Below are 26,069 nucleotides of genomic sequence, written 5' to 3' on the forward strand. Positions count from 1 at the left end.
GCCCGTGGCAGGGCCGCCGGGCGGTGTGCGGTGCCTCGTGCCGCACACCGCCGCACACCGCAGCCGAGGAGCCGTGATGTCGTGAGCGCCTTCGACCACACGAGCGGACCGCCCTCGGAGCGGTTCCCGGCCGCCACCGACGCGACGGCCGTGCCCGCCGCCGGTCTCCCCCGGCAGGACGCCCGGAGCGGGCCGGACGGGCCTGCGGAAAGTCCCGGACAGCCGGAGGCCTCCGCCGCGTTCGCCGGTGTCTCCCCCACCACACCCGTCGGCAGACTGGCCGCCACCGTCGACCGGCTCAGCCACGCCGTACGCGCCGCCCAGGCCGAGGCCGAGGGCCGTGCCCTGATCGAACTGGCCAAGGGCATCCTCGTGGAGCGCCTCGGCTGCGGTCCCGCGCACGCCGCGCGCCAGCTCACCGAGCTGGCCGGGCAGGCGCAGGTGACACCGCTGGAGTTCGCGGTCGACGTGATCGACCAGGCCGCTCGTGACCGGGTCTCGGAGGTCGCCGACGCGTTCCTGACGGCCACCACCGCCGACCGGACCACGCACGCCGCCCAGGACTGGCGTACCGAGAAGATCCAGGCCTCGTTGCGGCTGAGGTCGGCGCAGAGCGGCGCGCTGGCGGCCGGCGACACCCAGGCCGTCGCCGAGGCGCTGCTGGAGCACGCGCTGCGCCCGCTCGGCGCCGCGGCCGTGGCGATCTGGGCGGCGGCTGCGGACGGGTCGCTCGCGCTCGCCGGTCACGCGGGCCTGTCCGACGCCGAGGCCGCTCGCTGGCACTACGTCCCGCCCGACGTGGTGACGGTGGCCCGCGGCGCGCTGACCGAGCGGACGGCGCAGTGGACGGCCTCCCTCGCCGAGAGCGCGCTGCCGAGTGTGGGGCGGCACCAGCACCCTCAGGGTGCCCGGGTCGCCCTGCCTGCCGGTACCGGCGGCCGCATCCACGGCGTACTGGAGATCGTCTGGCCGTCCCCGCTGCCGCCGCAGCCACCCCAGGTCGTCCGGCAGGTGGAGGCGCTGGCCGAGCTGTGCGCGCACACGCTGGAGACGTACACGCCGCCCGGTGACACCGAGCGGCAGCGCAGGGTGCTGCCCGACGCGGCGGAGCTGATGGACCTGGCCGACGCCCTGCACGACCCGGCGCTGGTCCTCGTCCCGCAGCTCGGTCCCTCCGGGGAACTGGCGGACTTCCGCATCCAGCACGTCAACCAGCGATTCCTCGACCCCGCGGGCCGGCCGCGCGCGGTCGTCAACGGGGCGCTGCTGCTGGAGGCGTACCCGCTGGCCGCCGGGGAGAGCGGGCTGCTCGAGAACGTCGAGCGGGTTTACGCCACCGGTGAGCCCTTCCGGGCGCGGCGGGCGAGCCTCACCGCGCTCGTCGACCAGGTCCCGCTCTCCACCGTCGCGGACATCGGCATCAGCCGGCACGGCAACGCGGTGCTGCTCATATGGCGCATCGAGGACGAGACGGCCCGGCTTGCGAGTCTGCTCCAGCACGCGCAGCGGCTCGGCCGGATCGGCGGTTTCGAGGAGAACCTGCTCACCGGCGAGATCACCTGGAACGGCCAGTTGTTCGACCTGTACGGGCGCCCACGTTCCGCCGGTCCGGTCCCGCTGGAGGATCTGCCCTCGCAGGCCCACCCGGACGACTTCGTCGCCATCGGCCGGTTCCTGCGCACGGTGCTGCACCACGGCCGGCCCGCGTCGGCGGCGTTCCGGCTCCAGCGGCCGGACGGGGTGACCCGGCATCTGCGGATCGTCGCCGAACCCGTGCTGGACACCGACGACCGCCTGCTCGGTGTACGCGGCGCCTACCAGGACATCTCCGCCCAGCACTGGACAGAGGTGGCGCTCGCCGCCACCCGCGACCAGCTGGCCCACACCGCGCAGCAGGCCAGTGAACGCGCCCGGCTGGCACTCCAGTTGCAGCACGCCATCATGCCGCCCACCCAGGACCCGCTGCGAGTGGAGGACCTCCAGGTGGCCGTGCGGTACCGGCCCGCGGAGGAGGAGCAGCTGGTCGGCGGGGACTGGTACGACGCGTTCGTCCTGCCGTCCGGGCTGGTGCTGCTGTGCGTGGGTGATGTCGCCGGGCACGGCATCGAGGCCGCTACCAGCATGGTGGTGCTGCGCAACGCGCTGCGCGGTCTCGCCGTGACCGGGGCGGGGCCGGGGCAGTTGCTGTCGTGGCTGAACATCGTGGCCCACAACCTGACGGGCGGGGTCACCGCGACGGCCGTCTGCGGTCTCTACGACCGTGACCGCCGGACCCTGCGCTGGGCGCGGGCGGGTCATCTGCCGCCGGTCCTGGTCCGTGACGGCCGGTCGAGCCCGCTCCCGCTGCTCAAGGGGCTGCTGCTCGGCGCGCTGCCGGAGGCGGCCTACGAGGAGATGGAGCAGCAACTGAGCCTGGGCGACACCCTGTTGATGTACACCGACGGGCTCATCGAGCGCCGCGACCGCTCGGTGGAGGAGTCCCTGGCCCACCTGCTCACCACGGCCCGCTCGGCCCCCAGCACCCTGGACCAGCAACTGGACCGTCTGCTGACGTACAGCAGGTCGGACACGGACGACGACACCTGCCTCGTGGGCATCCGCCTGGGGTGACGGGGGCCGGGCGCGACAGCCGGGGAAGCCGTGTGGGGCAGACAGACGAGGGGGGAACACACCTGCCTGCCCCTATTACGCGACTGCCCCCTCCGACCAGTGGCAAACGGACTTTCCCCAGGCCGTGGGGTCAGGCGGCGAGCGCCTTGGTGCGGGAGGGGGCGGTGTGGCCCAAGCGCCGTTCGGGGGCGGTGGGCGGTGGCTCAGACGCCGTTCGGGAGCGGTGACCCAGGCGCCGTTCCGGGGGTGGTGGCGGCGGGACTGACCAGCCCCGTCCCGCGCGGCTCCGTCCGGAGCGCGGCCGGGAGGGCACGTTCCATTCCTCGCGGGGCCGGGCGGGATGCCGATCAAGGGTCGTCGGGGGCAGGTGACTCCGGGCTCGCGGCGCCCGTACGGTCGACCTCGTCCCTGGCCAGTACCGACAGCAGGGCGGCCACCGTCAGGCCCGCCTCGGCCGGGTGACGCAGCACCTTGCTCGGGTCGATGCTGTAGCGGTTGGAGCGGCCGCTGCGGGTGCGGGAGAGGTAACCGTCCCGCTCCAGGTCAGAGATGATCTTCTGGACGGCGCGTTCGGTGAGCCGGCAGCGGGCCGCGATGTCGCGGACCCGCGCGCTGTGGTTGTCGGCGATGCTGGCGAGCACGCGTGCGTGACTTGTCAGGAACGTCCACCCGGTGTGCGGCTCGGGAACTCCGTCGCTTGCCACCATGCCCCAAATCGTACGGTCGCCTTTTCACGCGTGCGTAGACGCGAAAAGAGTTTCACGTATGTCTTGACGGGTCTGTCGTCTGACCTGTCGCGTGCGACGCGGGAAGGGGGCCGCGGACGCGGCTTCGGTTCAGTCGTCGCCCCTGACGATGTTCCAGTCGGCGCTCGTGTGGGCGGCGGGTGGGGCGCTCTCGTCGGCGACAGCGGCAACGCAGGTGCGCATCCCCTTGCCTGGCTGGTGCCGCACCTTGGACCAGCCGGTTTCCGGCACTCGGAGTGCGGGCTTCTGTGCGATTCGACCGGTCACGACGGCTCATCTTCTCTCTGCTGATTGCCTGTTCACCGAGTGACCCGGCCCTTCCCGCCCCAAACCTCCACCGCCGGGCGCACGTCGGGCACGCACGTCGCCGGTCAGCCGTCCGTCTCCGGCCGGAAGCCGAGCTGGTGCGTGACGACGTCACGGGCCACCGCGGAGACCGTCCGCGCCACGACGAAAGCCGTGGCACGCAGCGGCCGGTCCAGCGCTTCCACGGGGTCGACGCCGAGCCGGCCCGGTCCGAGGCGGTCCGGGCGGCACTCGCCGTCGGCACCGGCGCGCAGTACGCGGTCCCGGCGATCAGCGGTGGCGGCGAGTGCATCGGTGCCCTCTGCGTCCACCGCAGACGGCCCGGCTCCTGGATGACCACCGCCCAGCGCACGGCCCTGGGCATCCTCGCGGACGACCTCGCCGCGTGGCACTCAGGTTACCGGCGCACCGTCGTCCTCGACGCCCTCGAGCACCTGCACACCCGCGCCGCTCTCCCTTGCCGAAGAGTGCGCCGCCGAGTGTGTGAGCCGTGTCCTGAGGGGCTACCCGGACCCCGCGGGGCCGAGACCACAGCCCCGGCGGTTCCCCGGGGGCAAGGTCCCTGGGGAACACCACGCCCTGCCGGCGCCTCTCGCCCCGGCATCAGTGTTCATGCCTCATGTCTCACGTCTCCTGGCAGAGGCAGATGGGTGTCAGGTGCCTGCTCCCCCTCCGTGCCGCCAGGACCCCGCGTGCGGCGGCCGCCGCAGTCGGCGTACCGGGCGATCGCGCTGTGGAGCTCCGCCCGCACCTCCTCCGGCAGCTCGGCGCCCTGGGCGAAGCCCATGATGTACGCGGCGACCGTGCGCAGTTTGACGTTGGTGCGCTGGGACACGTCGCGCAGCACCCGCCAGGCCTCCTCCGGCGGAATCCGCCCCAGCACGACGACGGCGCCGATGGCCTGGTCGACCAGGGCGTGCGAGGTGACCGCGCGCTGAAGCTGCCCGGCCTCTTGCCGGAGACGTTCGTTCTCCGCGGCGAGGTCGGTGGCGGACAGCAACGTCAGGGGCTGCGAGGGCGAGAGGGAGAAGAAGGCCATGAGTCGCTCCAGAGGGGCATGCGGCGTCCGGGCTCATCACCCTCCCTACCGCACAGTCCCTCGCGACGACAACATGGCCTTCCCGTACTCCGACCCGTCAGAGCGTCGAACCCGGGTTCTCGGGCCGGATGCGTCCGCGCCAGCCGGTTCCGTCGCCCTCGCCGCCCTCGACGTAGTCCTTGAAGCGCCGCAGGTCGCCCTTCACGCGCCGGTCGATCATGCCCAGCGCGTCCGCGCCCTTCTCGACGAGGCCGGTGGGGTCGACGTCCATGGTGAGCTCCACGCGGGTGTGCATCGGGTCCACGGGCTCGAACCTCACCGAGCCTCGCTGCCGGGTGTCACCGCCGACGGACCTCCAGGTGATCCGGTCGTCGGGCAGCTGGTCGACGATCTCCGTGTCGAACTCGCGCCGTACCCCGCCGATGCTGGTCACCCAGTGGTTGTGCCGGTCGTCGAGCTGCGTGACCTCGTCGACGCCCTCCATGAAGTGCGGAAACTCCGTGAACCGGGTCCACTGGTCGTACGCCCTGCGCAGCGGGACGCCCACCTCGACCGCTTCCTTGACCGTGCTCATGGCACCTCCTCCTCGGTGGCCGACGGGGCCGGCCGTCTCCGACAGGCCGCTGTACCCCGTCCGTGCAGCGTCCGAGTACCCGGGAAAGCGGTACGAAGACCATTTCTACGACGATGACCGGAAGGAGCCGGGCCGCGCGGCGACCGGTCCGGCCCGCTTCCCGTCGAGCGACCGTCCGGCCCGCCTCCCGTCAGCGGATGTCGTCGGGGTCGAGGTCGGTGCCGACGACGAGGGTCACCGTGCCGGGGGCCGCGCCCGTGTCCTGTCCGGCCCGCGTGCCGGGCACCCGGGAGGTGAGCACCGCGGCCTCCTTCTCCAGGCCCTGCGGGTGAGTGACCGTGGTGCGGCTGGTCTGGTCGGCGTTGCCCGTACCGACGACGGTGAAGCCCGCCTTGCGCAGTTCCTCGGCGACGACGGCGGCGCGGCCGGACACGCCGGTGCCGTTGAGGACCTGGACCCGCACGGACGAGGCGTAGAGCGGGTTCGCTGCACCCGCCTCCAGCCGCTTCTTGTCCACCTCCTTGTCCTTGGCGAGGGAGGTGAACAGGTCGGCGGCCTGCGGGTAGCGCCACACGATGTTGGCACGGTCGGTCGGTACGTCGGCCTCGCGCGGGTAGTTCGGCACGGTGAGGAACGTCAGTCGGTCGCGGGGGACGCCCTTGAGCTCGGAGGCGAGGCCGTACAGCGGGCGGATGCCGGCCAGGTCCTCGTCGGTGGTGAGGGACTTGGTCGCCGAACGCAGAAAGCCGTAGAGGTCGTCGGGGCTGGTCAGTTTGGACTGCGCCTTCTGGGCCAGGGCCTCCATGAACTCCTGCTGGCGGCCGATGCGTCCCGTGTCGGAGCCGTCGCCGACGCTGTAGCGGGCGCGCACATAGCCGAGCGCGTCCTCGTCCTTGACGGTCTGGCAGCCGGCTTCCAGGTCCAGGTCGGCCTTGTCGTCGTGGATGGCCTCCTCGGGGCAGACCTCTATGCCGCCGAGGGCGTTGACCATGCCTTTGAAGCCCTGGAAGTCGATGGACATGAAGTGGTCCATGCGCAGGCCGGTGTTGGCCTCGACCGTCTTGATCGTGCAGGCCGCGGCGTCGGCGATCTCACCGGTGGCGCCGCCGAGCGCGAAGGCCTCGTTGATCTTGAAGTGGTGCGGGTCGGACGTGGTGCCGTCGCCCGTCTCGCACGAGGGGATCTCCACCCATGAGTCACGCGGCAGCGACACGACGGTGGCCCACTCGTGGTTCGCCGGGATGTGCAGCACCATCAGCGTGTCCGACTGCATGGTGGCGAACTTCTTGCCGCCGTACTTCGCGTTGGCGCCCGCGCGGCTGTCGGAGCCGACGACCAGGATGTTCTTCGAGCCGGGACTGAGGTTCTCGGGGCGGTCACCGCCGAGTTTGCTGTCCACGTCCGCGCCACTGATGTTGTCGTTCAGGTCCTGGTAGACCCAGGCGCCGACTCCGGCGACGCCGAGCACGAGCACCGAGCACACGCCCGCACTCCATATCAGGACCCGCCCCCGCCGCGGACGCCCCGCCCCGGCCGAAGCGCGCCGCCTCCCCCTACCGCTCACTGCTGCTCTCCTCGGCCTTCGTCGGCGTTGTGTGTCGTGCTCGGTTGCCAGCCCTCGTATCCATCGAACGAATGAACTCTACGTTCAAGTAGTTATACGAGAGGAACGGGCGAGCGCCTCAGGCGGGCGGCCGGCTGTGGTTCCGGTCGCGCCAGGCCCGGGGCGAGACGCCGTAGGCCTGTCCGAACACCTTGCTGAAGTGGGTGGCGTCCACGAAGCCCCAGCTGCGGCCGAATCGCCGCGAGGGTCCGCAGTCTGCCGTGCGGGCCCGCCAGTTCGCGTCTGCACGCGGCCAGGCGGTGCGAGCGGATCCACTCCCCGAGACTGATGCCCGAGCGGGCCGGCACCGTGTAAAGATGCCGGCCCGAGATGCCGTGCACCGCGGCGATCCGGGCGGCCGACAGGTCGGGATCGGCCATGTGCGCGCGGATGTACCGGGTGATCCGCAGGGACAGCGTGGCCTCCAACGGGCCTTTGGCCCGTTGGAAGTTGCCGAGCCGCGTCGCCACGACCGCGCGGACGAGTTCGATGCCGGGTGCCACGACGGCCTCGGCGTGCGGGCCGTGATGCACCTCCTCGGTGACGGCCAGTTGGGAGAAGCAGGGGAGGCGAGCCGGGCGAGGGGGTTGACGGAGCCCAGAGTCACCGCGGTGACCTCGCGCAGCTTCCGTTCGGGGAGCGCGAGTGCCACGCGGGGGATGCGGAAGAAGTGGTGGTCGACGCCGTCCTCGAACAGCAGCGTGTAGGGAGCGACGGATTCGTAGACGGCCAAGTCGCTTGTTCCCAAGAGGCATTGGCGGCCGTTCCGCATCACCAGGCTGGTGCCGGTGACTTGAAGGCCGAGGAAGACCGCGGGCTCCTCGTCCAGCCGGGCCAGCTGCCCCGTCCGCCGCACGGTGGCGGCGGTCGACCGCGCCGAGAAGATCCGTAAGGGGCCGACAGTGCAGTAGCCGATCCGGGCCGAGATGTCCTGTGCCGGAGGATGGTGGTCGATGTCGACGGCCACCACGCCTTCCCACACCGCGTGCCGGATCAGTTCCGCCCTGTCCCCGGGCGGCGCCGACTCTGTGCCCAGGACCGGGCTCATGAGGTGGGCCCCCCGCCCGGCGTCGGCCGCGGGGCCGTGCCGGTGATGCCTCGGTGCGTTCCCCCACGGCCCACCTCTCGACTTGGACGGTCCGGCCGACCGCGCGTTCCGCCGTACGACGGCCGCCCCTCCGGGCGACGCCGGCTCGGGCCTGCGGCGCACCGGAAGGCCGGGGGCGGCGCTGCCGGACAGGTCCACAAGGAGGACGCCGCGGCGAAGCTGCCGGTTGCGACGGGTGCGCGACTGACGAGGTTCCCCGCACGGTGCCGCGCATCCCCCTGTACAAGACGATGCTCCGCGTCCTGGGCCTCCCCGGCGGCTACGCCCGCAAGCCCTGCTCCGAACCGGGCGACCACACCCTCAGGGCGCTCGCCCGGCTGATCGACACGGTGGGCCTGCGCGAACTCGAGGGCGTCGGCTGACGCCGGGCGGGGCGACGCAGGGCTTCAGCGGCGGCCTCGGTGCGCCGGGCCGGGCCGCCGCGCGTCAGCGATGGCATGCGCATGGAACTCGCCGCATCATGGATATGTAGGTGATGAGCCGCCTCCCGTCACGAGGCACAGCCTCGAGGCCACCACCGCCATGCAAAGGCGTACCGGGAACGGGGTGGCGATGACAACGACCCTGGAACTGCAGATCGGCCGGCTTCACTCGGGCGAGTACGAAGTGCGGGTGGTGAGGTCTGCCGCCGGTGGTGAGGCCCAAGGGCCCCTGAGTCTCGACGTCGAGGAGTTGCTGGGGCGGCGTTCCACGTTGCAGGACCAGTTGCTCGCCTCTGCGGCTGCACCCCGGCGGATCGTGCCGGCGAATGAGCAGGACGTGCAGCAAGTGGGACGGCAACTGTTCGACGCGCTGTTCGACGGTCCGGTCTCGGGAACCTACCGAGCGAGTCTCGGTGTGGCCCGGGAGCGGCAGGATCGGCTGCAGATAGTGCTACGGCTGGACTCGCCGGAACTGACGCTTCTGCCGTGGGAGACGCTGTTCGACCCGCAGCTGGAGACGTACGTCTGCCGCCAGGAGCCGATGATCCGGCACGTTCCCGCCACCCACACACCCGATCCCCTGCCGGTGGAGCCACCCCTGCGCATCCTGGGGGTGATCGCCTCTCCTCACACGCTCCCGCCATTGAACACCGACGCCGAGAAGGAGCGACTCGAGAAGGCGCTCGCGGCACAGATCGCTGCCGACCGGGTCGAACTGGTGTGGTTGACCGATGCAGGCTGGGACACCATGCACACGCGCCTCATGGACGGCCCGTGGCACGTCGTCCACTTCATCGGGCACAGCGGCTACGACGACGAGGCGGGAGAAGGCGTGCTCGCGCTGGTGGGCGAGGGCGGCGGCATCGACATGGTCCAGGCTTCCCGCCTGGCCGACCTTCTCAGGGAAGCGGTCCCCGCACCAAGGCTGGTGGTGCTGAATTCCTGCGCGTCTGCTCAAGGCGGCCGAAGGGGCAGATTCTCCAGCATGGGAGCCGCTCTCGTCGAGCGCGATGTCAGCGCGGTGGCGGCCATGCAGTTCGCGGTCACCGACCAGGCCTCGGTGCGCTTCGCCCAGGGGTTCTACACCGCGCTGGCCCATGGGCGCCGGGTCGACGATGCCGTCAGGAGCGGACGCATCTCCATGCTCGGCGCAAGCCAGTCGCTGGAATGGATCACACCAGTGCTCTACGTGCGGGGCGAGGGCAACCTCTTGTTCAGCATGCCCAAGTCGCCCAGGCCGCATCCCGCTCAGCCGCCGCCCAAGGACGCCCGACGCAGCGCGCATGCTCGGACGCTTTACGTCAATGCCAGAGCCGAGCTTCGCATCGGCAACCCCGACAAAGCCGTCGCATTGCTGGACGACCTGCTCAGCCTGAACCCGAATCACACCGAAGCCATCCTGCTGCGCACCCAGGCAGCCGAAAAGGCGGTCCTCCTGGGCCTCTACGAAGAGGCGGTGGAAGCGGAGAAGGCGCGTCAGTGGCCGGAAGCGATCGACAGCTACGAGCAGATCCTTGAGAAGAACCCTGAATACGAGGACGCCCTCGCTCGACGCGACCGGTGTCGCGACCTGGAGCACATCGAAGACCTCCAGGACGAACTGCGGCACCACGCAGAAGCACAACGCTGGCGGATCGTCCTGGAAGTCAGCGAAGAACTCGCCCGGATCGACCCGACCACGACCGACCCCGACGGGCTGACCACCCGGGCCCGCCAGGAAATCGCCCAGACGGAGCAGACAGCACAGCTGAAAGCCCTCTACACCAGCGCGCGCGCCGCAGAACAGTCGAAGAACTGGGCCTCTGCGGTCAACAGCTACGAACAGATTTTGGGAGTCGACCCCCAATACCGGGACGCGCCCTCACGACGCGACCACTGCCGGGACCGGAAACGCATAGACGACCTTCACAAAAAGCTGCGGCACCACGCAGAAGAACAACGCTGGCAGTCCGTCCTCGACATGAACGAGGAACTCGACCAGATCGACCCCACCACGACGGACCCTGACGGACTGGCCACACGCGCACGCCGAGAACTGGCCCGGGCCGCGAAGGCGGCACAACTGGACAGCCTGTACACCGGCGCTCACGACGCGGAACGGACCGAGGACTGGGCCACGGCGATCGACTGCTACGAGCAGATCCTGCGGAAGGACCCCCAGTACCGGGACACCCGCGCGCGACGCGACCACTGCCTGAACCGGAAGCACATAGCAAACCTGCAGAACAATCTGCGTCGCGACGCGGAAGCACAACGGTGGCAGTCCGTACTCGAGGTCAGCGAAGAACTCTACCGACTCGATCCCGAATCCCATGACCCGAACGGGCTCGCCACACAAGCCCGTCACGAGATCGCCCTGGCCGCACAGGTGGCACAACTGGAAGAGCTCTACACCAGCGCCTACTCCGCAGAACAGTCCGAGGACTGGGTCACAGCGATCAACGGCTACGAGCAGGTCCTGCGGAAGGACCCCCAGTACCGGGACGCCCGCGCACGACGCGACCACTGCCTGGACCGGCAGCGCATAACGCAACTGCAGGGTGAACTGCGATATCAGGCGCAAACACAGCAATGGCAGTCCGTGGTCGAGGTCAGTGAGGAACTCCACCGGATCGACCCGGCCGCGGACGATCCCGACGGGCTGACCACACGCGCACGCCAAGAACTGGCTCAGGCGACGCACATTTCACAACTCGACCTGTACACCCGAGCCCGCGCGGCCGAAAACTCCGAGGACTGGGCGACCGCGATCGCCTGCTACGACGACCTCGCACGACTTGCCGACGGCGAATACAGGGACAGTACGCAGCGTCGCAGTATGTGCCTGGAACGCCTCTACCGCGACGAACGCGTCTCCGACAGCCACGACGAATCGCCCGCGTACGCGAGGGTGTCCCGTGAAATCGACGCACCGTGCGGGTGCCTGGCCTGGGCATCCAGCGGATGGTCGATAGCGGTCAACCTGCTGGACGATCCACGGATCCGTGTGTACGACATGGCCGGCGACGAGCAGTTGAGCATCAAGACCTCGAACAAGTGGGCGCCTTACGTCCTGGGCTTCAGTCCGGACGGTACGCGGCTGGTCAGTCAGGGAAGAAAAGGGGCGACCGTGTGGGACGCCGAAACGGGCGAGAGCGTCCTCCAGGTCACCCTCCGCCAGAGGGTCACCGCGGCAGCTTTCAGCCGGGACGGCAGCCGCATCGCCACCGGAACCTACGACACGGCTTACGTCTGGGACGCCGAGAGCGGCGAGGAACTCTTCCGCACCGAGCAGCACGCGGTGAAGGCGATGACCTTCAGCCCGGACGGCAGCCGACTCGTCGTCGCCGACCGGCTCGGACTGCACGCGTGGAACCTGAGCACCGAGCTGAAGAGCTTCGAGGATCGCAGGAGTTCTCTGGAGTCGATCGCGTACAGCCCGGACAGCAAACGCTTCGCCGCAGGCAGCAGGGACGGCACAGCTCTGCTGTGGACTTCGGGCGAGGTGGAGGAGCTGGTCCACGAGGGCCCTGTCACGTCCGTGGCGTTCAACGCGAGCGGCACACGTCTCGCCACCGGCAGTGAAGACGGCGCCGCGCGCGTCTGGGACACGTCCGACGGGCAACTGATCTGCCGGATGGTTCACGACGAGCCCGTCAATTCGGTGGCGTTCAGTCCGTACGGCACACGTCTTGCAGTCGGTACCAAGACTGACGTCACCCTGTGGACCTTCCAGTGATTCCTCACGGGCAGCAGGCAGACAGGAGGGCCAATCATGGGACGGCTTGTCGAGTTCTCCACCGACGACGGCAGTGCGGTACTCGTCGAAGTGAGCGGTCAACCGGCCGGAGTCGTGACCCGTGGAATTCAGGGTACCGAGGTCGCAGATCGTGCCAAGCGTTCCTTCGAAGAAGCCATATACCGGGTGCAGCCGGCCATGCACGCCGTGGTCGCCCACATCCAGTCCGCCGCCCAGTCCCCCGACGAGATCCAGGTCGCCTTCGGACTGAATCTGCACGCGGAGGCCGGTGCGTTCATCGCCGCCGCGAGCGCCACCGCCAATTTCACCGTCACGCTCACCTGGCAGCGAAACCAGTCGGGACCCTCCGGAGAGGGCACCGGCTGACCCGGCTCTCGCCCCACCACGGCGGTCCTGTGCCCGGCCCGGACCTCGTCGGGGCGGCGGGGGGGCGTGGGGTGGTGTTTTGATGGGTGGCATGAGCAGCAGAAGCGTCGTCGTGGAGCGGCGCATCGGTGCCGGGCAGCAGGCCGTGTGGGAGGCGCTGACCGATCTCTCCGGGATGGTCGGGGTACTCAGCGGTGTGTCGAAGGTGGAGGTCCTCACGCCGCAGCCCTTCGGGGTCGGTACCCGGTGGCGGGAGACGCGGCGCATGTTCGGCAAGGACGCCACCGAGGAGATGTGGGTGACGGCCAGCGAGGCTCCCCGGCGTTATGTCGCGGAGGCCGAGTCGCACGGCAGCCGGTACATCTCGGAGTGGGAGCTGAGGGCGGACGGGCCCGCCACGACGACGGTGCGGATGACGTTCACCGGTGTGCCGACCGGGGGCGCGGCGGGCATGCTCGCCAAGGTCCTGGGGCGGCTGGGGACGAAGACGGTGAGCCGGGCGATCGCGAAGGACCTCGACGACGTCGCCGCCGCGGTGGAGCGCCGCGGCGGCTAGGGCCGTTCTGATGGATCTCCGTGGACGCCGCGGAGATCCATCAGAAGGGCCGTAGGTCCGAGTCGCGTCGGCCGGCCCGCCGCCCTGGCGGAGCGGCGGGCCGGCCGGGCCGGTGTCACCGGACCCGGTGGGGGCGGCGAGGATCAGGGGCGGTACTCGAAGGCCCCGATGTCACAGGCCGGGCCCTGGGGCCGGGCGACGCCTCGCTGGTCGGTGGCGGGGCAGTCGGAGGCCGCGTCGACGGCCGGGCTGCCGGGCAGCAGTGACAGGGTGTCCGTGGGCCCGCCGTGGTTGCCGAGGGGACCGAGGCGGGGGTCCTGGCGCGGCAGGTCGCCCTCGGCCGTCAGGCCGCAGGTGCCGGCGCTGTCGAGGTTGCCGCCCCTGGACTCGATCGCGGCGAAGGCCTTCTTGCAGTCGCCGAAGGCGGGGCCGACGGTGTTGCCCGCGATGATCGTGTTCTGGAGGGCCAGGTGCCCCAGCGGCGCGTCGATCACGTCCGTGACGCCGGAGGGCAGACTGTCCAGGTAGGCGGGGGCGATGTTGATCCCGCCGCCGCCGTCGGTGGAACTGTTGCCCGTGATCGTGGAGTTGCGGATCTCCACCAGTCCGGTACCGCGGATGTCGATGCCCCCTCCGTATCCGGACAGGCTGCCCGGCCTGTCCCAGTCGTCGGTCACCCGGTTGTTCGCGATCGTGGAGTTGAGCACGGTGCCGGTGTCGTCGAAACGGATGCCTCCCGCCTCGCCGGCGACGTTGTCGCTGACCGTGCTCTCGATCAACGTCAGGTGGGAGTCCGGGATGTTGAAGACGCCGCCGCCGTAACCGGCGGTGTTCCCGGTGACCGTCACCCTGCGCAGGGTCATGTTCCCGCTGTTGGCGATTCCGCCGCCCCCCGGGTCGGTGACGCGCACCTCGCGCTGCCTGGCCTCGCCCCCGGTGACGGTGAGGTCGGACAGCGAGGTGTCGGCGCCCATGCGGAAGACGCGGTCGACATGGTCGGCGTCGACGACGGTTTCCCTGGCCCCGGCCCCCCGGAAGGTGGTCGGGGCGGTGACGTTGAGGTCGCCTGTGGTCGGGTCGGCCGTACGGGTGTTCAGATAGCGGGGGTTCGGGGGTATGGACAGGCGGTAGTGGCCGGCGGGCAGTTCGACCGTGCTGCCGGGCCGGGCGTTGGCTGCCATGACCGCCGCGCGCAGCGTGCAGGTGCCCGCGGCGGTACGGCAGACGCCGTCGGACGCGTCGCTGTCCACGGCGTCCAGGGTGGAGTCGACCGTGAACGTCGCGGGCCCTTCGACCGCCTGCGCGGGGGTCGGCGCGGCGGCCACGGTGCCCGCGACGGCCGCGAGTAAGGCGGTCGTCGCCGAAAGGGCGGTTGACTTCTTCATCGCCATGGTGGGGGGTGCCTCTCTGCTGTCTGTCTCGTCCAGTGGGAAACACACGCTCTGCGCAACACTCGCCCTGTGGAACGCTCGGCCTCCGGAGCGCTCGGTCTGCGGAGTGCTCGGTCTGCCGGATCAGACGTCCTGCCGGATCACCGGGATCGCCGGAATCACGCGTCCTGCCGGTCACCGGGGTCGCCGGGATCGCCGGCTCCGCGGGATCGTCCGCCCTACGGGCTTCTCGTCGTGCGGCAGAGTGAGAAACATTCGCGTACCCAACATGTATCAGAATGTTCGGCAGCCATGACAGATTCGATCCGGCCCCTCCTGAAGCCTCAGCTGTCCAACCTCCCACGTGGGCCACACGGGCTCGCGCAGGAGCTCGTGACGGGCTCTCAGCGCCAACGGCTCCTCTACGCGATGACGTTCGTGGTGGCCGAAAAGGGCTACATCGCCACGACCGTGGCGGACGTCACCTCGCGGGCGGGGGTGTCCCGCAAGACGTTCTACGCGCTCTTCGCGGACAAGGAGGAGTGCTTCATCGCCGCCGCCGACACAAGCCGTGAGCTGACGGTCAAGTGGCTCAAGGCGTCGTTCGCGCAGTCGTCGGAGCAGTCGCTCGCACCGGTGGCGACACTCCGCGCCTCGATCCGCGCCTTCCTCGGACTGGTCGCCGAAGAGCCGGAATTCGCCAGGGCGTTCTTCCTGGAGACGGCGACGGCGGGGGGCCGGGCCCAGGAGCACCAGGACGCCTGCCGGACCTGGTTCGCCGAGTCGATGCGCGTCTGGCGCAGTGCGCTGCCCGGCCACGACCGTGTCCCCGACGCGAACTACGTCGCCGCCGCCGACGCCACCCACGAGGCCGTCTGCCGCCGTCTGCGCCGGGGCAGCGTCGACGAGGTCCCAGGCCTGGAGGACGCCGTGCTGCACATCTGCCTGGCCCTGCTCGGCGTGGCCGAGGGGCCGGAGAGGCCGGTGGAGGAGAGCCGTCCCGCTACGGCGTCACGATCGGGAAGTTCGGGTCGGTCCGGGTGAGGTAGGAGAACAGGCGGGCCAGCAGGCCCTGATCACCGGTCGTCTCGACGCCGTCCAGGCCCCGGCCCGCGATCACGCCCAGCAACTGCGGCTTCGTGAGCGTCAGGACGAGCCCGGCCGGCGTGCGCGGCCGCGCGATCTCGCGGTGCGTGAGGGCGCCGTGGTGGAGGGTGAGCCGGTGCCGGACCTGCTCGGCGTCCGGTCCGGTGACGATCAGGTCGATGGTCAGGTCGTCGTCCCAGGCGCGAGGCCCGTCGACACGGATCGCGAGGGAGTCGAGCAGCATCGGGACCGTGAGGGCCATGAGCACCTCGGGGCTGGCCAGATCGACGATCTCGGTACGGGCGCCCTCGCGGAGCTCCTTGGCTCCCGTGAGGTAGAAGTTCCGCCAGGTGGCGTTCTCGGAGCCCTGACCGAGGCGTGTGTAGACGTCCGCGAGCAGCGCCTTGGCCTCCGCGTGGCCGGGGTCGGCGAAGACCACGTGGTTGAGAAGGGTGGCGGCGAACCGCAGGTCACCCGCGTCGGCATAGGTACGTGCCTTCGCCACCGCCTGTGCCGGGCCCCCGGCCACGTCCACGTACCGGCGGGCGAGTTCGACGGGCGGGTGTTCCCAGAGGTGGGCGGGGTTTCCGTCGAACCAGCCCAGGTAACGCTGGTAGACCGCCTTGGAGTTGTGGCTGAGGGAGCCGTAGTAGCCGCGTCCGTGCCAGGACTTCGCCAGCGCGGGCGGGAACTCGATCGTCTCGGCGATCTCGGCGCCGGTGAGACCGTCGTTGAGCATCCGCAGCGTCTGGTCGTGCAGATACGCGTAGAGGTCGCGCTGTTCGGTGAGGAAGCGCACGGCGTTGTCGTGGCCCCAGGTCGGCCAGTGGTGCGAGGCGAAGGCGACGTCGTAGCGGCCGTGGAAGTACTCGATCGCCTCGTCCAGATAGCGGGCCCAGATCCGTGCGTCGCGCACGAGGGCGCCGCGCAGGGTGAGGACGTTGTGCATCGTGTGGGTGGCGTTCTCGGCGAGGCACAGCGCGCGGTGGTCGGGGAAGAGGAAGTTCATCTCGGCCGGAGCCTCGGTCCCCGGTGTCAGCTGGAAGAGTACGCGGACGCCGTCCACGGTCTCCTCCTGCCCGGTCCGGGTGATGTCCACGGTCGGCGGGACGAGGGTGAAGGCGCCGACGGAGGTGCCCTGGCCCAGGCCGACGCCGATCTGGCCCTCGGCCGACTTCGGCAGCATCACGCCGTACATGTAACTGGCTCGGCGTCCCATCGCTCCGCCCGCGTACACGTTCTCGCTGGCCGCGTGCTCGAGGAAGCCCGCCGGGGCGATGACGGGAACGCCCTCCTCGGTGCCGTGCGGGAGGACTCCGCGCGCTCCGCCGAAGTGGTCGCCGTGCGAGTGGGTGTAGATCAGTCCCGTGACGGGCCGGTCGCCCCGGTGCTCCCGGTAGAGCGCCAGTGCGGCGGCGGCGGTCTCGGCGGAGATCAGCGGATCGACGACGATCACCCCGCGCTCGCCCTCGACGATCGTCATGTTGGACAGGTCGAGCCCGCGCACCTGGTAGACGCCCTCGGTCACCTCGTAGAGCCCCTGCCGGGCGCAGAGTCCGCTCTGCCGCCACAGGCTCGGGTGCGCGGTGCCGGGGCAGTCGGCCTCCAGGAATCCGTAGACGTCGTTGTCCCAGACCACCCGGCCGTCGGAGGCCTTCACGACCCCGGGTGTCAGTGCGGCGATGAAGCCCCGGTCGGCGTCCGCGTGGTCGGCGTCGTCGGACGGGGGCAGGGCGTCGCTCATGGGCGCGTGCTCCGATCGCCGTACGGGGTGAAAGGGTCGGAACCATCTCAGCACCGGGCCGACGCGGGCGCATGTCGTCGCCCGGCGAGGGCCGCGGAACGGGTCGCGGCCCGGCTGTGAACCGGCACAGTGACCGGGCGGTGACGCTGGGCCCGGGCACCCGATGACGGCCTCACGTCCTCCATGGCGCGCGGGCGCTGGACGAGCCCGCGGGGCCTCGGGATGCTGCCTTGGTCGCCACGGACCACGCACCTGAATCAGGGCATGCCGGGCGGCTCACCCACCTCGCCGCGGGCGGTGCCGCACACCGTGCCGTCCCCGCCGCCCCCGTGCCATGAGACGCGGGGGCGTGGCCGGGCATCGACCTCCTCCGACCTTCGTGGAGCCTTCGTGAACTCCCCGCACCGTCCCCCGCACGACGACCGCCCTCCGCGCCCGCTCGGCCGCATCGGCGGCGTGGTGCTCAGCTACCTCCTCCTCGCCGTCACGACCGCGCTCCACCCCACCCTGATGAGCACGCGCGTCGTGGGACAGGTGAGCTTCGGCCTGGTCCTCGTGACACTCCAAGTGGGCGTCATGGTGGCCGCGTTGGCCGTTCCGGCGCGCCGGGCCGCGGCCGTCGAGCCCGAGGCCTCGCGGTCACGGGCCCACGACCCGGGGCCGTGGTCATGATCGCGGCGGCCGGACACCAGGCGACCACGGTCGTCGGCTTCCTGATCTTCATGACGCTGTGCGGCTTCCTCTGCGTGCTGACCAACTCCGACGACAGCGACGACGCGGACGAGCTGCTCCCGCACCGCGGACTGAGGCCGTGGCAGCAGGGCCTCGCGATCAGCGGTACCGGCATGTCGTCGGTCACCCTGATGGCGATCACCGGCATGGTCGCGGCCACCGGAAACGACGGTGTGATGCTGCTGCTCGGCATCGTGCTGAGCATGGTGCTGCTCGCCCTGGTGCTCGCCGAACCGCTGCGCCGCGCCGGCCGCCGGACGGTCGGTGACGCGCTGGCCCACCGGATTCCGCGGTCCTCGGTCCGGATCGCGCTCGCCCTCGTGACCCTCGCGGTCTGCCTGTGCTACCTGGTGCTGCAACTGGCCGCGGTCGGCACCCTGACCGTGCGTCTCCTCGGGCTGTCGGGTTCGGAGCCCAAGTCCGCCTGCATCGTCATCGTGGGAGCCGTCATGGTCTCGATGGCCGTGACGGGCGGGCTGCGCGGCACGGCCCTGGTGCAGATCGTGAAGGTGTGCGTGCTGCTGCTGGTCTACGCGGTCCTCGCGCTCGTCGTCCTGCGCCGGTTCGACTGGAGCCCGGACCGGCTGCTGGCGGGGGCGGTGCAGGCCGGTGGGCACGGCCGGGCGCTGCTGGGCTCGGGGCTCCAGTACGGCTCCGACACGGTCGGTGTGCTGGAGCAGATCGGTACGGCGATCGTCGTTCCGCTGGGCATCGCGTGTCTGCCCCAGGTCACCATGCGTGTCCTCGCCACCCGGCACCCGGAGGAGACCCGTGCGGCGACGCGCTGGGCGGCCGGTCAGATGGTGCTGATGGCGACGCTGCTGGTGGTCGTCGGTTTCGGCGCCGCGGCCGTGGTCGGCGGTGCCGGCCTGGCGGGCTCGGAGTCGGCGGCGGGCGCCGTCCTGTCGCTGGCCGGGGCGCTCGATGCGGGCGGGCTGCTGCTGTCGGCCGTGGCCTGCGCGGTGTTCCTGGCGGCCCTCGCGACCGTCGCCGACGTCGTACTGGCCGGGGCCCGCACGGTCGCGCACGATCTGTACGCCCACGTACTGCGCCGTGGTGACGTCTCCCCCGCGCGGATCTCGGCCTTCGCCCGGTGGACCGCCCCGGCCATCGGCGCGATCGCCGTGCTGCTCGCCGTACTCGCGGGCGACTGGCCGCTGTTGGTGCTGTCCACGGTGGCGGTGACACTCTCGGCGTCCGCTCTCGCCCCGGTCCTGCTGTACGGGCTGCTGTGGCCGCGCTTCACGAGCACGGGGGCGCTGTGGTGCCTGTACGGCTCCACGCTGCTGACGCTCGGTCTGTCGGCCGTGTCGCCCATGATCTCGGCCGATCCGACCGCCGTCTTCCCGGACCTCGACTTCCAGTTGACGCCCTTGACGGTGCCCGGTGTGGTGACGGTTCCGGCGGGCTTCGCGCTGGGCTGGCTCGGCTCGGTGCTGAGCCGGCCCGACGGGGCCGGTGGGCGTGTTCCGGACGAGCTGCCCACCGCTCACTTCACGGCACGGCCGCGCTGACGCCTGGGGTGACATGTGAGAACAAAACCCCTCTGAAGCGAGTTCCTGCACAAGAAGGGGGTTTCAGGCCGTTGACGACGGTGGTCGATCGTGTGTCAGCGGCCTGACGGACCGCCTCACGGCGGGGCCGCTGCGCCTCCGGGGGCAGGTTCAGTCGGCGACGGCCGAAATCCCCTGCTGGGCGATCTGCTCGTCGACGTCCAGGTGGTGGATGACCGCCTGGACGGCACGGCCCGGATCCCGCCCGGCGACCGCGGCGAGCAGCCCGGCATGCGCGGCCTCCCGTCCGCGGGGCTCGTCGGGGTCGCTGTCCCGGTCGCCGACGGTACCCGCCGGCAGCCCCACGGTCTGCGGTGCCAGCCGCTCCCGCCACGCCCGCAGCTCGGCGGTCGGCTCACCGGATGCAGTCGTACGTCCATCGTCGCAGCACGGCACGCGAACAGCCCGGTACTGCCCTTACCAGCCAGCGCCACCGGCTCCGTGCCTGTACAGAGCGGCCAGCCGCGGCAGCCGGCGGACTGGGCCGCCCGCCCGGGGGCGGGCGGCCCCTTTCTCACCTGCCGGGGCACTCCTTCCACGCCATGTGGTACACGGTGCTGATGTCGCCGTCGGTCGAGTCCATGGTCATGAAGCTGACCTTGTCCGGCGAGGTCGTGCCCGCGTTCACCCGGATCTCCGTGTTGATGTTGAAGTTGCGCTGGACCCCGCACGGTGCCCAGACGAGCTGCGCCCAGTCGGTGACGTCCGTGGCCTGCCAGTTGTCGTTGTAGGCGCCGTTGAAGGGATGGCTCTTGAACGCCGTCTGCGAGGACCCCTGGAAGTAGTACGAGGCCCGCTGGACGGCACTGGCGCCGGGCTGGAGCGAGGCGAAGCCTCGGTAGTCGGCGCTGGCGATGGCGTAGGTGAAACCCTGCGGGACGTGGACGATCAGGTTCAACTGGCAGTTCTTGCGGAACGCCGTGGGGGCGGAGCTGCCGCCGGCCTGGGCGAGGTATTCGCTGTAGGTCACCGTGAAGGCGGTGTTGTCCTCGGAGACGGCGACGGCCGCGGTGCCCGCGGGGCAGCCGGAGCCGTTCACCGTGGCGACGTCGATGACGATCTTGTCCGGGGGCGGGTCGACGATCCCGCTCGACGGGCTGTGCGCGGGCAGAACGGCGGCGGTGAGAACGGCAGCAGCAGCGCCGCTCAGGAGCAGCCCACCTGTCATGGTCTCTCCCCTTCGCTCGGATCGGTGGGGGGTGGAAGCGTCCGAGCCCTCCTCAGCGTGGACAATCAATGAAGGAGCTGTGAAGAACCGGAGCGTTCGCATCCTAGGAACGCCCCGGTTGCCCGCCCAGAGAGAACTCCGGCCATTCACCCCGGCCCGTTCACACCAGGGTTGCCGTCCGCAGCACGCCCCGACAGGCTCCAGCCGAGCCCACTTGCCCCCCTTCGGCCCGGCCCCGATCCCACCGGACGGGCCAGACCGACAGTTGGGCGCCGCTCCGGCCCATCTACCGCTTCTGGCGGGTCAGTTCGCACCTCCCGGCCGCGCACGACCGTCGCAGGCGGCCCGCCGAGACCGTCTCCATGAGGCCGATCGCCCAGCACATGGGGCAGCCGCGCAGTGCGACCAGGCCGACGGGGGCCAGGAGCAGGCTGATCGGGCCGGTGACCGGCAGCAGGGCCAGGGACGCGGTGAGCGCGCCGAACCCGACGGCGCCACGGGCCAGATGCCGTGGCACGGTGGCGCTGGCGAAGCCGCCCCGTGCGGGGGCGTCGGGCGGTGTCGTCGTGGCCGGGTCAGGCGTCATCGCCGGCTCCCGTCGTCCGCGCCGGTTCGTCGCGCAGCGACTCTCGTACCGTCGAACGGGCCCTGTGCAGCCGGGACTTCATCGCGGCGGTGCTCAGGCCGAGCAGGTCGGCGACCGTGCGGCCGGGCAGGCCCTGGATGTCCCGCATGACCAGCACCTGACGCTGGTCGGCGGGCAGGGCGGCGACCGCGGCGGCGACGCGTTCGGCCTCCAGGCGCAGCAGGACGTCCTCCTCGGCGGACCGCGCGGTGTCGCCGGTCGTTCCGGGTCCCTCGGAGTCGGCGGCCGGGCCGCGGTGGACCAGCGCACGCGTGCGGCGCAGGCACTCGTTGCGGACGATCCGGAACATCCATGACGCCAGCGCCCCGGAGGCGCGCAGCATCCCGATCTTGCGGTACAGGATGATCAGCGCTTCCTGCGCGGCGTCCTCGGCGTCCTGGGGTGTGGCGCACAGCGTGTGCGCGAAGCGGTGCACGTGCGGGTAGGAGCCGTACACCAACGCGCTCAGTGCCTCGACGTCACCACGCTGCGCCGCGGTGACCAGCGGCGCGCCGGGCCAGGTGTGGTCAGCCACGCTGACGCCTCCGGCGGCGCAGCAGCGTGACGGTGCACGCGCAGATCAGCAGCGCGGCGGCCGCGACGATGACGACGGTGGTCATGGGTACCTCCCGTAGGTGCGGGGCGGACTCGTTCGTCCGCACACCTATGAGAGGCGGGGCGGCCGCAAAAGGATTCTCCCCGGTTGGTGGTTCAGTCCGGTTGGTGGTTCAGTCCTCACCCCGTACGACGTTCGCGTCGGCCCCCCGCCGCGGCTGGGCGGCGTTGCCGTCGGCGATCGCGCGGACGCAGGTGCGGATGCTCTGCCCGCGCAGGCGGCGTGCCCTCGCCCAGCCCGTCTCGGGCGGGCGGGCGACGGTCGTGATGTCGGCTTCCACGGCCACGGCTGTTCATCTACTTTCCGAGTCGACTGTCGAGGCCCGGTTCGTCTCCCGTGCCCCGGTGCTTGCCGTCCTCCCGGGTGTCCCGAGGGGCGCGGCACGAAACGCCGCGCGGAGTCATAGCGGCCCGCTCGCGCGAAGGGCTCAGGCGGCCGGCACGCGCAGGGCCGAGCCGCCCTCCCGCCAGGCGGTGAGCAGCCTGCCGGCCAATCGGTCCTCCAGCCACGTGGTGGCGCGGACGCCGAACACCACGTCCGCGTCCAGGTGTGGTTCGCTCTCCAGCAGCCCGCCGACCACGTCCTCGCGTACGACCTGTTCGTGCACGGCGTCCGCCTCGACGTGCTCGGCGTAGAACCGCACGGCCGCGGGTCCCGCGCCGGTACGGCGCATCGCGTCGGCCAGTCGGCGGGAGGCCGGGGACGAGGTCACCTCGACGGCGGCGAAGTGCCCGACGAGAGCGGCGCGCAGCGCGCGGTGCAGTCCGAGCAGCGACATCAGGTTGACGGTGGCGAACATCTCGGCGGGGGCGGCGTCGACGTACCGGCCGTACGCCGTGTCGAGCCCGAGGTCCGCCATGGCGTCCGCGAACAGCCGCGCGTGGATCTCCTCGGCACGGCCGGCGCCGAACTCGTCGTACTCGACGGCGACCATGGCCGCCTTGGCCCGGCCCTGCAGCCGGGGGATGACCCAGGCGTGCGGGTCGGCCTCCTTGAGGTGGTAGAGCGAGCGCAGCGCGGTGTACTCCCGCAACTGCCGCAGGGTGCCCTCGTCCCGGAGGAAGTGGGAGACGCTGTTCTCGGTGCCGGTGACCGGCTCGAGCTGGAGCTCGTCCAGGGCCTGCCCGGCGCTGTCGCCGTCCACCGGGACGTCGGCGCGCAGGGCGCTCAGGAAGCGGTTCTCCAGCGCGCCGCGGACGGCCAGCAGCCCGCTGTCCCACTCCAGTTCGTCGGGGACGCCGTCGAAGCCCTGGTAGTGCAGCTCGTAGAGGACGTAGAGGGCGAGTTGCAGGTCGTCGCCGTACGGGGAGGAGCGTTCCGGGGACGGTGTGGCGCCCGGGTCCGCGCCGCGCAGCGCGTCCAGGGCGGCGGCGGAGAGCGGGCCGCGCGGCTGCGGAAGCGTCGGGGGAAGGCGAGGCGTCATGAGGCGTCGCCCTCACCGGGGCGGGGACCGCGGCGGCGGTGGCTGGTGTCGCACCAGGGGAAGATCCGGCTGCGGCGGCAGGTGCAGACGGCGACCATGAACCGCTTCGACACCGTCACCTCCCCGTCCTCGCCCACCACTTCGACGGGCCCCTCGACGAGGAGGGGTCCGTCGCGCTGGACGCGGACACGGCGGGGGCGGTCAGGCGGGTTCGGCACGGATCACCACCAGTTCCTCGGTCGTCCCCTCGGCCGTCAGACCGCGCTCGCGCAGCCAGTCCAGCCGTGAGCGCAGCACCTGCCCGAAGGGCAGCCGGGCGCGGTCGACGACCTGCGCGCGCAGCCCGGCCTCGGTCAGGCGGGTCAGCGTGGCGCCGACGCCGCACAGGTGCGAGTGCACGATCAGCAGCGTGCCCGTCGGCCGCAGCACCCGCGGCGCGGTGTCGCAGATACGGTCGATCAGCAGACGGCCGTCCGCACCGGCGTCCCAGGCCCTCGCCCGGCCCCGGGTCGGCGCGGCGCCCGGCGCGGGCACGTACGGCGGGTTGGCGATCACCAGGTCGAAGCGGCGGCCGGGCACCGCCGTCGCGAGGTCGCCGTGGCGCACCCGCACGTTCAGCCGGTTCAGCAGCGCGTTGATCCGGGTGACGGCGACGGCACGCCAGGAGATGTCGACGGCGGTGACCCGGCCGCCGAGCCGGGCCGCCTCCATCGCGAGCACGCCGCTTCCGGTGCCGAGTTCCAGCACGTCGGTCCGTTCGGTGATCGGTTCACGGCACATCGCCCGTCCCAGGAGCCGGGTGTCGGTCTGCGGGGCGTAGACGCCCCGGGGAACCCAGCAGCGGAGGGGACGGGCGGCGGGGAGGGGGGTGGTGGCGGTCACGGTGTCCTTGTCGGTGGTGCGGTACGGATCGATGGCGGGTGGTCCGGCAGGGACCGGAGGTCCGGTACGGGCCTGTCGTGCAGGGACCGGAGGTCCGGTACGGGCCTGTCGTGCAGGGACCGGAGGTCCGGTACGGGCCTGTCGTGCGCCGACCGGGTTACCGTCCGCCCCTGCCGGGAAACACCTGACGTCGCAGCGGTCACACACTCACTTCCCCCGGCCGGGGCCGGGGCCGGTCAGCCGCGCAGCCGCTTGTGCAGCGCGGGTCGTGAGGCGTGCTCCCACAGGGCGGGCAGTTCCCGCTCCCTCTTCTCCGCCACGGCCTCCTCCCTGCCGTACAGCAGGCCCCAGGTGAAGCCGGTCTCGTGCGCGGTGTGGGCGGCCGTGGCGAGGTCCCTGAGCGTGCCGCGGGCGACGACGCTGTCCTGATGGTCGCCGAGGGCCTTCTGCACCGCCTTGGCGCGTTTGCCCAGGCGCCTGGCCGGGTCGCCGAGGGAGGGACGAGCCGCCTCCGTCGCGTAGCGCACCTTCTTCGCCGACTTGCGGGCCTCGTGCAGGGCCACGTCGCGCCCGGAGCCCGGCGGCAGGGACAGGGCCTCGGTCATGCGCCGGGCGAGGCGGTCGTACTCCTTGCGGACGGCCCTGGCCATGACCTTCTCCGCCTTCTTGCCCGCCTTGGCCCGCAGGGGCGGCCGCTCCACGAGCGCGGTGAGGGTGTCGAGCAGGGCCAGGTAGCGGGCCGAGTGCAGGGCGTCGAGCGTGCGCCGGTGGTCTTCGGCGTGGCGGGCGACGTCCCACACCTGGAGCCGTGCGGCCACGGGGCCGAGGACCAGTTCCCCTGGCAGGGTCCCGACACCGTGGGAGATGCGCTCCATCAGTACTTCCTGATCGCGTTCGGGGCCCAGTTCACCGGCCAGCCACTTCAGCTCCCCGCGGATCTCGTCGGTGACCTCGCGGTCCAGGACGGAACGGTAGGAGCGCAGACAGCTGCGCAGGCGGCGGCAGGCGACGCGCATCTTGTGGACGGCGTCGGGCCGGTCCCGCCGCGCGGCGGGGTCGTATGAGGCGAGGCTGTCGATCTGGGCGCGCAGGTAGGCGAGCACCTGGTCACCGGCCGGGCCCGTGGACGGGTGCGGCGCGCCTGCCGGGGCGGCGGCGGTCTCCTCGACCGCCCGGGCGAGCTTCGACGGCGACTGCGCACGGGCGAGGCCCCGCTCGCGCAGCAAGTCGTCCACGGCGTCCAGAACCGCCGTGTCGTCCTCGTCCTCGGCCAGCTCCACTTCCAGTTCGCGCCACGCCGTACGCCCGCCCTGCGCGCGCAGGGACTCCGCCTGGACGGCGTCGACGCTCAGCTCCGCGCGGACGGTGCCCTCGGGGCGTCCGGTGTCCACGAGCGGCCACACCTCGCGGTGGGTGCGCAACCGGACCACGGGAGTCAGCTCGGCGCCCCGGGTGCGGGACAGCGTCAGGTCCAGCAGCTCGCCGGGGATGTGCTCGGCGGGCGCCGTCCGGATCTCCTCCCGGCTGTCCCCCGGCAACGGCAGCTTCAGATGCCATCCCGCGTCGGCGCCGCCGCTCCTGCGCCGCAGGGTCACCGAGGAGCCGAGCAGCCGGAGATCCTCGGTGTCGTAGTAGACCGCGTCCAGTTCCTCGGAGCGCGGGTCGGCGACCCGCGTGACGCCGTCCAGCCTCGTCAGCCCGGGCAGCCAGGAGATGTCCTCGAAGGGAGGAACGTCGTACTTTCGCTCTGTCTCGCGCATCGACCCAACCATGCCTCCCGGGTGGGCGCTCCCCGGCCGTT

Annotated in this window: 26 protein-coding genes; 8 read left to right on the forward strand and 18 right to left on the reverse strand. The window is 71.4% G+C overall.

The window, feature by feature from the left end; translation table 11 throughout:
* Positions 1-81: 81 nt before the first annotated feature.
* Complete coding sequence (locus ACFYR0_RS24930; RefSeq protein ID WP_389332073.1) at positions 82-2,610, forward strand: SpoIIE family protein phosphatase; 2,529 nt, start codon at positions 82-84, stop codon at positions 2,608-2,610.
* Between the two features lie 347 nt (positions 2,611-2,957).
* Here ACFYR0_RS24930 and ACFYR0_RS24935 read toward each other — a convergent pair whose 3' ends face one another.
* The 7 genes from ACFYR0_RS24935 to ACFYR0_RS24965 all read right to left on the reverse strand — a co-directional run bounded on the left by ACFYR0_RS24935 (position 2,958) and on the right by ACFYR0_RS24965 (position 7,926).
* Complete coding sequence (locus tag ACFYR0_RS24935; RefSeq protein ID WP_389332076.1) at positions 2,958-3,317, reverse strand: helix-turn-helix transcriptional regulator; 360 nt, start codon at positions 3,315-3,317, stop codon at positions 2,958-2,960.
* A gap of 129 nt (positions 3,318-3,446) precedes the next feature.
* On the reverse strand, positions 3,447-3,623 hold the full coding sequence (locus ACFYR0_RS24940) for a hypothetical protein (protein ID WP_389332079.1): 177 nt from the start codon (positions 3,621-3,623) through the stop codon (positions 3,447-3,449).
* Positions 3,624-3,727: 104 nt separating this feature from the next.
* On the reverse strand, positions 3,728-3,973 hold the full coding sequence (locus ACFYR0_RS24945) for a hypothetical protein (RefSeq protein WP_389332082.1): 246 nt from the start codon (positions 3,971-3,973) through the stop codon (positions 3,728-3,730).
* Positions 3,974-4,272: 299 nt separating this feature from the next.
* Complete coding sequence (locus ACFYR0_RS24950; RefSeq protein WP_389332085.1) at positions 4,273-4,701, reverse strand: ANTAR domain-containing protein; 429 nt, start codon at positions 4,699-4,701, stop codon at positions 4,273-4,275.
* 97 nt (positions 4,702-4,798) lie between these two features.
* Positions 4,799-5,275, reverse strand: coding sequence for an SRPBCC family protein (locus ACFYR0_RS24955; RefSeq protein WP_389332088.1), 477 nt, complete (start codon positions 5,273-5,275; stop codon positions 4,799-4,801).
* Positions 5,276-5,465: 190 nt separating this feature from the next.
* Positions 5,466-6,839: an LCP family protein gene (locus ACFYR0_RS24960; protein ID WP_389332091.1), complete on the reverse strand. Its 1,374-nt coding sequence runs from the start codon at positions 6,837-6,839 to the stop codon at positions 5,466-5,468.
* Positions 6,840-6,957: 118 nt separating this feature from the next.
* A complete protein-coding gene (locus tag ACFYR0_RS24965; protein ID WP_389332094.1) occupies positions 6,958-7,926 on the reverse strand; it encodes an AraC family transcriptional regulator in 969 nt (322 codons plus the stop codon).
* Between the two features lie 263 nt (positions 7,927-8,189).
* Between ACFYR0_RS24965 and ACFYR0_RS24970 the strand changes: the two genes are divergently transcribed.
* From ACFYR0_RS24970 to ACFYR0_RS24985, 4 genes are all read left to right on the forward strand, one after another.
* The gene (locus tag ACFYR0_RS24970) at positions 8,190-8,348 is read left to right on the forward strand and encodes a hypothetical protein (protein ID WP_389332097.1); all 159 of its coding nucleotides are present in this window, start codon (positions 8,190-8,192) and stop codon (positions 8,346-8,348) included.
* 190 nt (positions 8,349-8,538) lie between these two features.
* The gene (locus tag ACFYR0_RS24975) at positions 8,539-12,126 is read left to right on the forward strand and encodes a CHAT domain-containing protein (protein ID WP_389332100.1); all 3,588 of its coding nucleotides are present in this window, start codon (positions 8,539-8,541) and stop codon (positions 12,124-12,126) included.
* Between the two features lie 36 nt (positions 12,127-12,162).
* Complete coding sequence (locus tag ACFYR0_RS24980; RefSeq protein WP_389332103.1) at positions 12,163-12,513, forward strand: CU044_2847 family protein; 351 nt, start codon at positions 12,163-12,165, stop codon at positions 12,511-12,513.
* 91 nt (positions 12,514-12,604) lie between these two features.
* On the forward strand, positions 12,605-13,069 hold the full coding sequence (locus ACFYR0_RS24985; RefSeq protein WP_389332106.1) for an SRPBCC family protein: 465 nt from the start codon (positions 12,605-12,607) through the stop codon (positions 13,067-13,069).
* A gap of 143 nt (positions 13,070-13,212) precedes the next feature.
* On the opposite strand, the gene ACFYR0_RS24990 is transcribed toward ACFYR0_RS24985, so the two are convergent.
* Positions 13,213-14,454: a choice-of-anchor Q domain-containing protein gene (locus ACFYR0_RS24990; protein ID WP_389332109.1), complete on the reverse strand. Its 1,242-nt coding sequence runs from the start codon at positions 14,452-14,454 to the stop codon at positions 13,213-13,215.
* A 378-nt stretch (positions 14,455-14,832) separates the two neighbouring features.
* On the opposite strand from ACFYR0_RS24990, the gene ACFYR0_RS24995 reads away from it, so the two are divergent.
* Positions 14,833-15,483 carry a TetR/AcrR family transcriptional regulator gene (locus ACFYR0_RS24995; protein WP_389332112.1) on the forward strand — a complete coding sequence of 217 codons (651 nt, stop codon included), beginning with the start codon at positions 14,833-14,835 and terminating at the stop codon, positions 15,481-15,483.
* Here the strand turns inward: ACFYR0_RS24995 and ACFYR0_RS25000 are convergent.
* Positions 15,443-17,269 (reverse strand): alkyl/aryl-sulfatase, encoded by a 1,827-nt coding sequence (locus tag ACFYR0_RS25000; protein ID WP_389332115.1) that lies wholly within the window; start codon positions 17,267-17,269, stop codon positions 15,443-15,445. The genes ACFYR0_RS24995 and ACFYR0_RS25000 overlap by 41 nt on opposite strands.
* A gap of 390 nt (positions 17,270-17,659) precedes the next feature.
* Between ACFYR0_RS25000 and ACFYR0_RS25005 the strand changes: the two genes are divergently transcribed.
* A complete protein-coding gene (locus ACFYR0_RS25005) occupies positions 17,660-17,941 on the forward strand; it encodes a hypothetical protein (RefSeq protein WP_389332118.1) in 282 nt (93 codons plus the stop codon).
* Entirely contained in the window at positions 17,938-19,515 is a 1,578-nt protein-coding gene (locus tag ACFYR0_RS25010) for a cation acetate symporter (RefSeq protein WP_389332273.1), read from the forward strand. The genes ACFYR0_RS25005 and ACFYR0_RS25010 overlap by 4 nt, the downstream gene beginning before the upstream one ends.
* A gap of 150 nt (positions 19,516-19,665) precedes the next feature.
* Here the strand turns inward: ACFYR0_RS25010 and ACFYR0_RS25015 are convergent, their stop codons facing one another.
* The 9 genes from ACFYR0_RS25015 to ACFYR0_RS25055 form a co-directional block, all read right to left on the reverse strand.
* Entirely contained in the window at positions 19,666-19,950 is a 285-nt protein-coding gene (locus ACFYR0_RS25015; RefSeq protein WP_389332121.1) for a hypothetical protein, read from the reverse strand.
* A 118-nt stretch (positions 19,951-20,068) separates the two neighbouring features.
* Entirely contained in the window at positions 20,069-20,722 is a 654-nt protein-coding gene (locus ACFYR0_RS25020) for a DUF4360 domain-containing protein (RefSeq protein WP_389332124.1), read from the reverse strand.
* Positions 20,723-21,008: 286 nt separating this feature from the next.
* Positions 21,009-21,308, reverse strand: coding sequence for a hypothetical protein (locus tag ACFYR0_RS25025; RefSeq protein WP_389332127.1), 300 nt, complete (start codon positions 21,306-21,308; stop codon positions 21,009-21,011).
* Positions 21,298-21,882 carry an RNA polymerase sigma factor gene (locus ACFYR0_RS25030; protein WP_389332130.1) on the reverse strand — a complete coding sequence of 195 codons (585 nt, stop codon included), beginning with the start codon at positions 21,880-21,882 and terminating at the stop codon, positions 21,298-21,300. The genes ACFYR0_RS25025 and ACFYR0_RS25030 overlap by 11 nt, the downstream gene beginning before the upstream one ends.
* A 193-nt stretch (positions 21,883-22,075) precedes the next feature.
* Positions 22,076-22,249: a hypothetical protein gene (locus tag ACFYR0_RS25035; protein ID WP_389332133.1), complete on the reverse strand. Its 174-nt coding sequence runs from the start codon at positions 22,247-22,249 to the stop codon at positions 22,076-22,078.
* Between the two features lie 141 nt (positions 22,250-22,390).
* Positions 22,391-23,386, reverse strand: a complete 996-nt coding sequence (locus tag ACFYR0_RS25040; protein ID WP_389332136.1) for an iron-containing redox enzyme family protein — start codon at positions 23,384-23,386, stop codon at positions 22,391-22,393.
* Positions 23,383-23,604, reverse strand: a complete 222-nt coding sequence (locus ACFYR0_RS25045; RefSeq protein WP_386385648.1) for a CDGSH iron-sulfur domain-containing protein — start codon at positions 23,602-23,604, stop codon at positions 23,383-23,385. The genes ACFYR0_RS25040 and ACFYR0_RS25045 overlap by 4 nt, the downstream gene beginning before the upstream one ends.
* Positions 23,588-24,268, reverse strand: a complete 681-nt coding sequence (locus tag ACFYR0_RS25050) for a HemK2/MTQ2 family protein methyltransferase (RefSeq protein WP_389332139.1) — start codon at positions 24,266-24,268, stop codon at positions 23,588-23,590. The genes ACFYR0_RS25045 and ACFYR0_RS25050 overlap by 17 nt, the downstream gene beginning before the upstream one ends.
* Before the next feature lie 236 nt (positions 24,269-24,504).
* The gene (locus ACFYR0_RS25055) at positions 24,505-26,040 is read right to left on the reverse strand and encodes a CHAD domain-containing protein (protein ID WP_389332142.1); all 1,536 of its coding nucleotides are present in this window, start codon (positions 26,038-26,040) and stop codon (positions 24,505-24,507) included.
* Between the last annotated feature and the right edge of the window lie 29 nt (positions 26,041-26,069).

Source organism: Streptomyces sp. NPDC005017, from assembly GCF_042873115.1.
In the GTDB taxonomy this organism is placed as follows: Bacteria; Actinomycetota; Actinomycetes; order Streptomycetales; family Streptomycetaceae; genus Streptomyces.

Excerpts from the sequence above, each read along its gene's own strand:
- ACFYR0_RS25020 (WP_389332124.1), bottom strand. The coding sequence starts at position 20,722 with ATGACAGGTGGGCTGCTCCTGAGCGGCGCTGCTGCTGCCGTTCTCACC.
- ACFYR0_RS24985 (WP_389332106.1), top strand. The coding sequence starts at position 12,605 with ATGAGCAGCAGAAGCGTCGTCGTGGAGCGGCGCATCGGTGCCGGGCAG.
- ACFYR0_RS24955 (WP_389332088.1), bottom strand. The coding sequence starts at position 5,275 with ATGAGCACGGTCAAGGAAGCGGTCGAGGTGGGCGTCCCGCTGCGCAGG.
- ACFYR0_RS25000 (WP_389332115.1), bottom strand. The coding sequence starts at position 17,269 with ATGAGCGACGCCCTGCCCCCGTCCGACGACGCCGACCACGCGGACGCC.
- ACFYR0_RS24975 (WP_389332100.1), top strand. The coding sequence starts at position 8,539 with ATGACAACGACCCTGGAACTGCAGATCGGCCGGCTTCACTCGGGCGAG.
- ACFYR0_RS24980 (WP_389332103.1), top strand. The coding sequence starts at position 12,163 with ATGGGACGGCTTGTCGAGTTCTCCACCGACGACGGCAGTGCGGTACTC.
- ACFYR0_RS24965 (WP_389332094.1), bottom strand. The coding sequence starts at position 7,926 with ATGAGCCCGGTCCTGGGCACAGAGTCGGCGCCGCCCGGGGACAGGGCG.
- ACFYR0_RS25010 (WP_389332273.1), top strand. The coding sequence starts at position 17,938 with ATGATCGCGGCGGCCGGACACCAGGCGACCACGGTCGTCGGCTTCCTG.
- ACFYR0_RS25040 (WP_389332136.1), bottom strand. The coding sequence starts at position 23,386 with ATGACGCCTCGCCTTCCCCCGACGCTTCCGCAGCCGCGCGGCCCGCTC.
- ACFYR0_RS25055 (WP_389332142.1), bottom strand. The coding sequence starts at position 26,040 with ATGGTTGGGTCGATGCGCGAGACAGAGCGAAAGTACGACGTTCCTCCC.
- ACFYR0_RS24935 (WP_389332076.1), bottom strand. The coding sequence starts at position 3,317 with ATGGTGGCAAGCGACGGAGTTCCCGAGCCGCACACCGGGTGGACGTTC.
- ACFYR0_RS24950 (WP_389332085.1), bottom strand. The coding sequence starts at position 4,701 with ATGGCCTTCTTCTCCCTCTCGCCCTCGCAGCCCCTGACGTTGCTGTCC.
- ACFYR0_RS24990 (WP_389332109.1), bottom strand. The coding sequence starts at position 14,454 with ATGAAGAAGTCAACCGCCCTTTCGGCGACGACCGCCTTACTCGCGGCC.
- ACFYR0_RS25025 (WP_389332127.1), bottom strand. The coding sequence starts at position 21,308 with ATGACGCCTGACCCGGCCACGACGACACCGCCCGACGCCCCCGCACGG.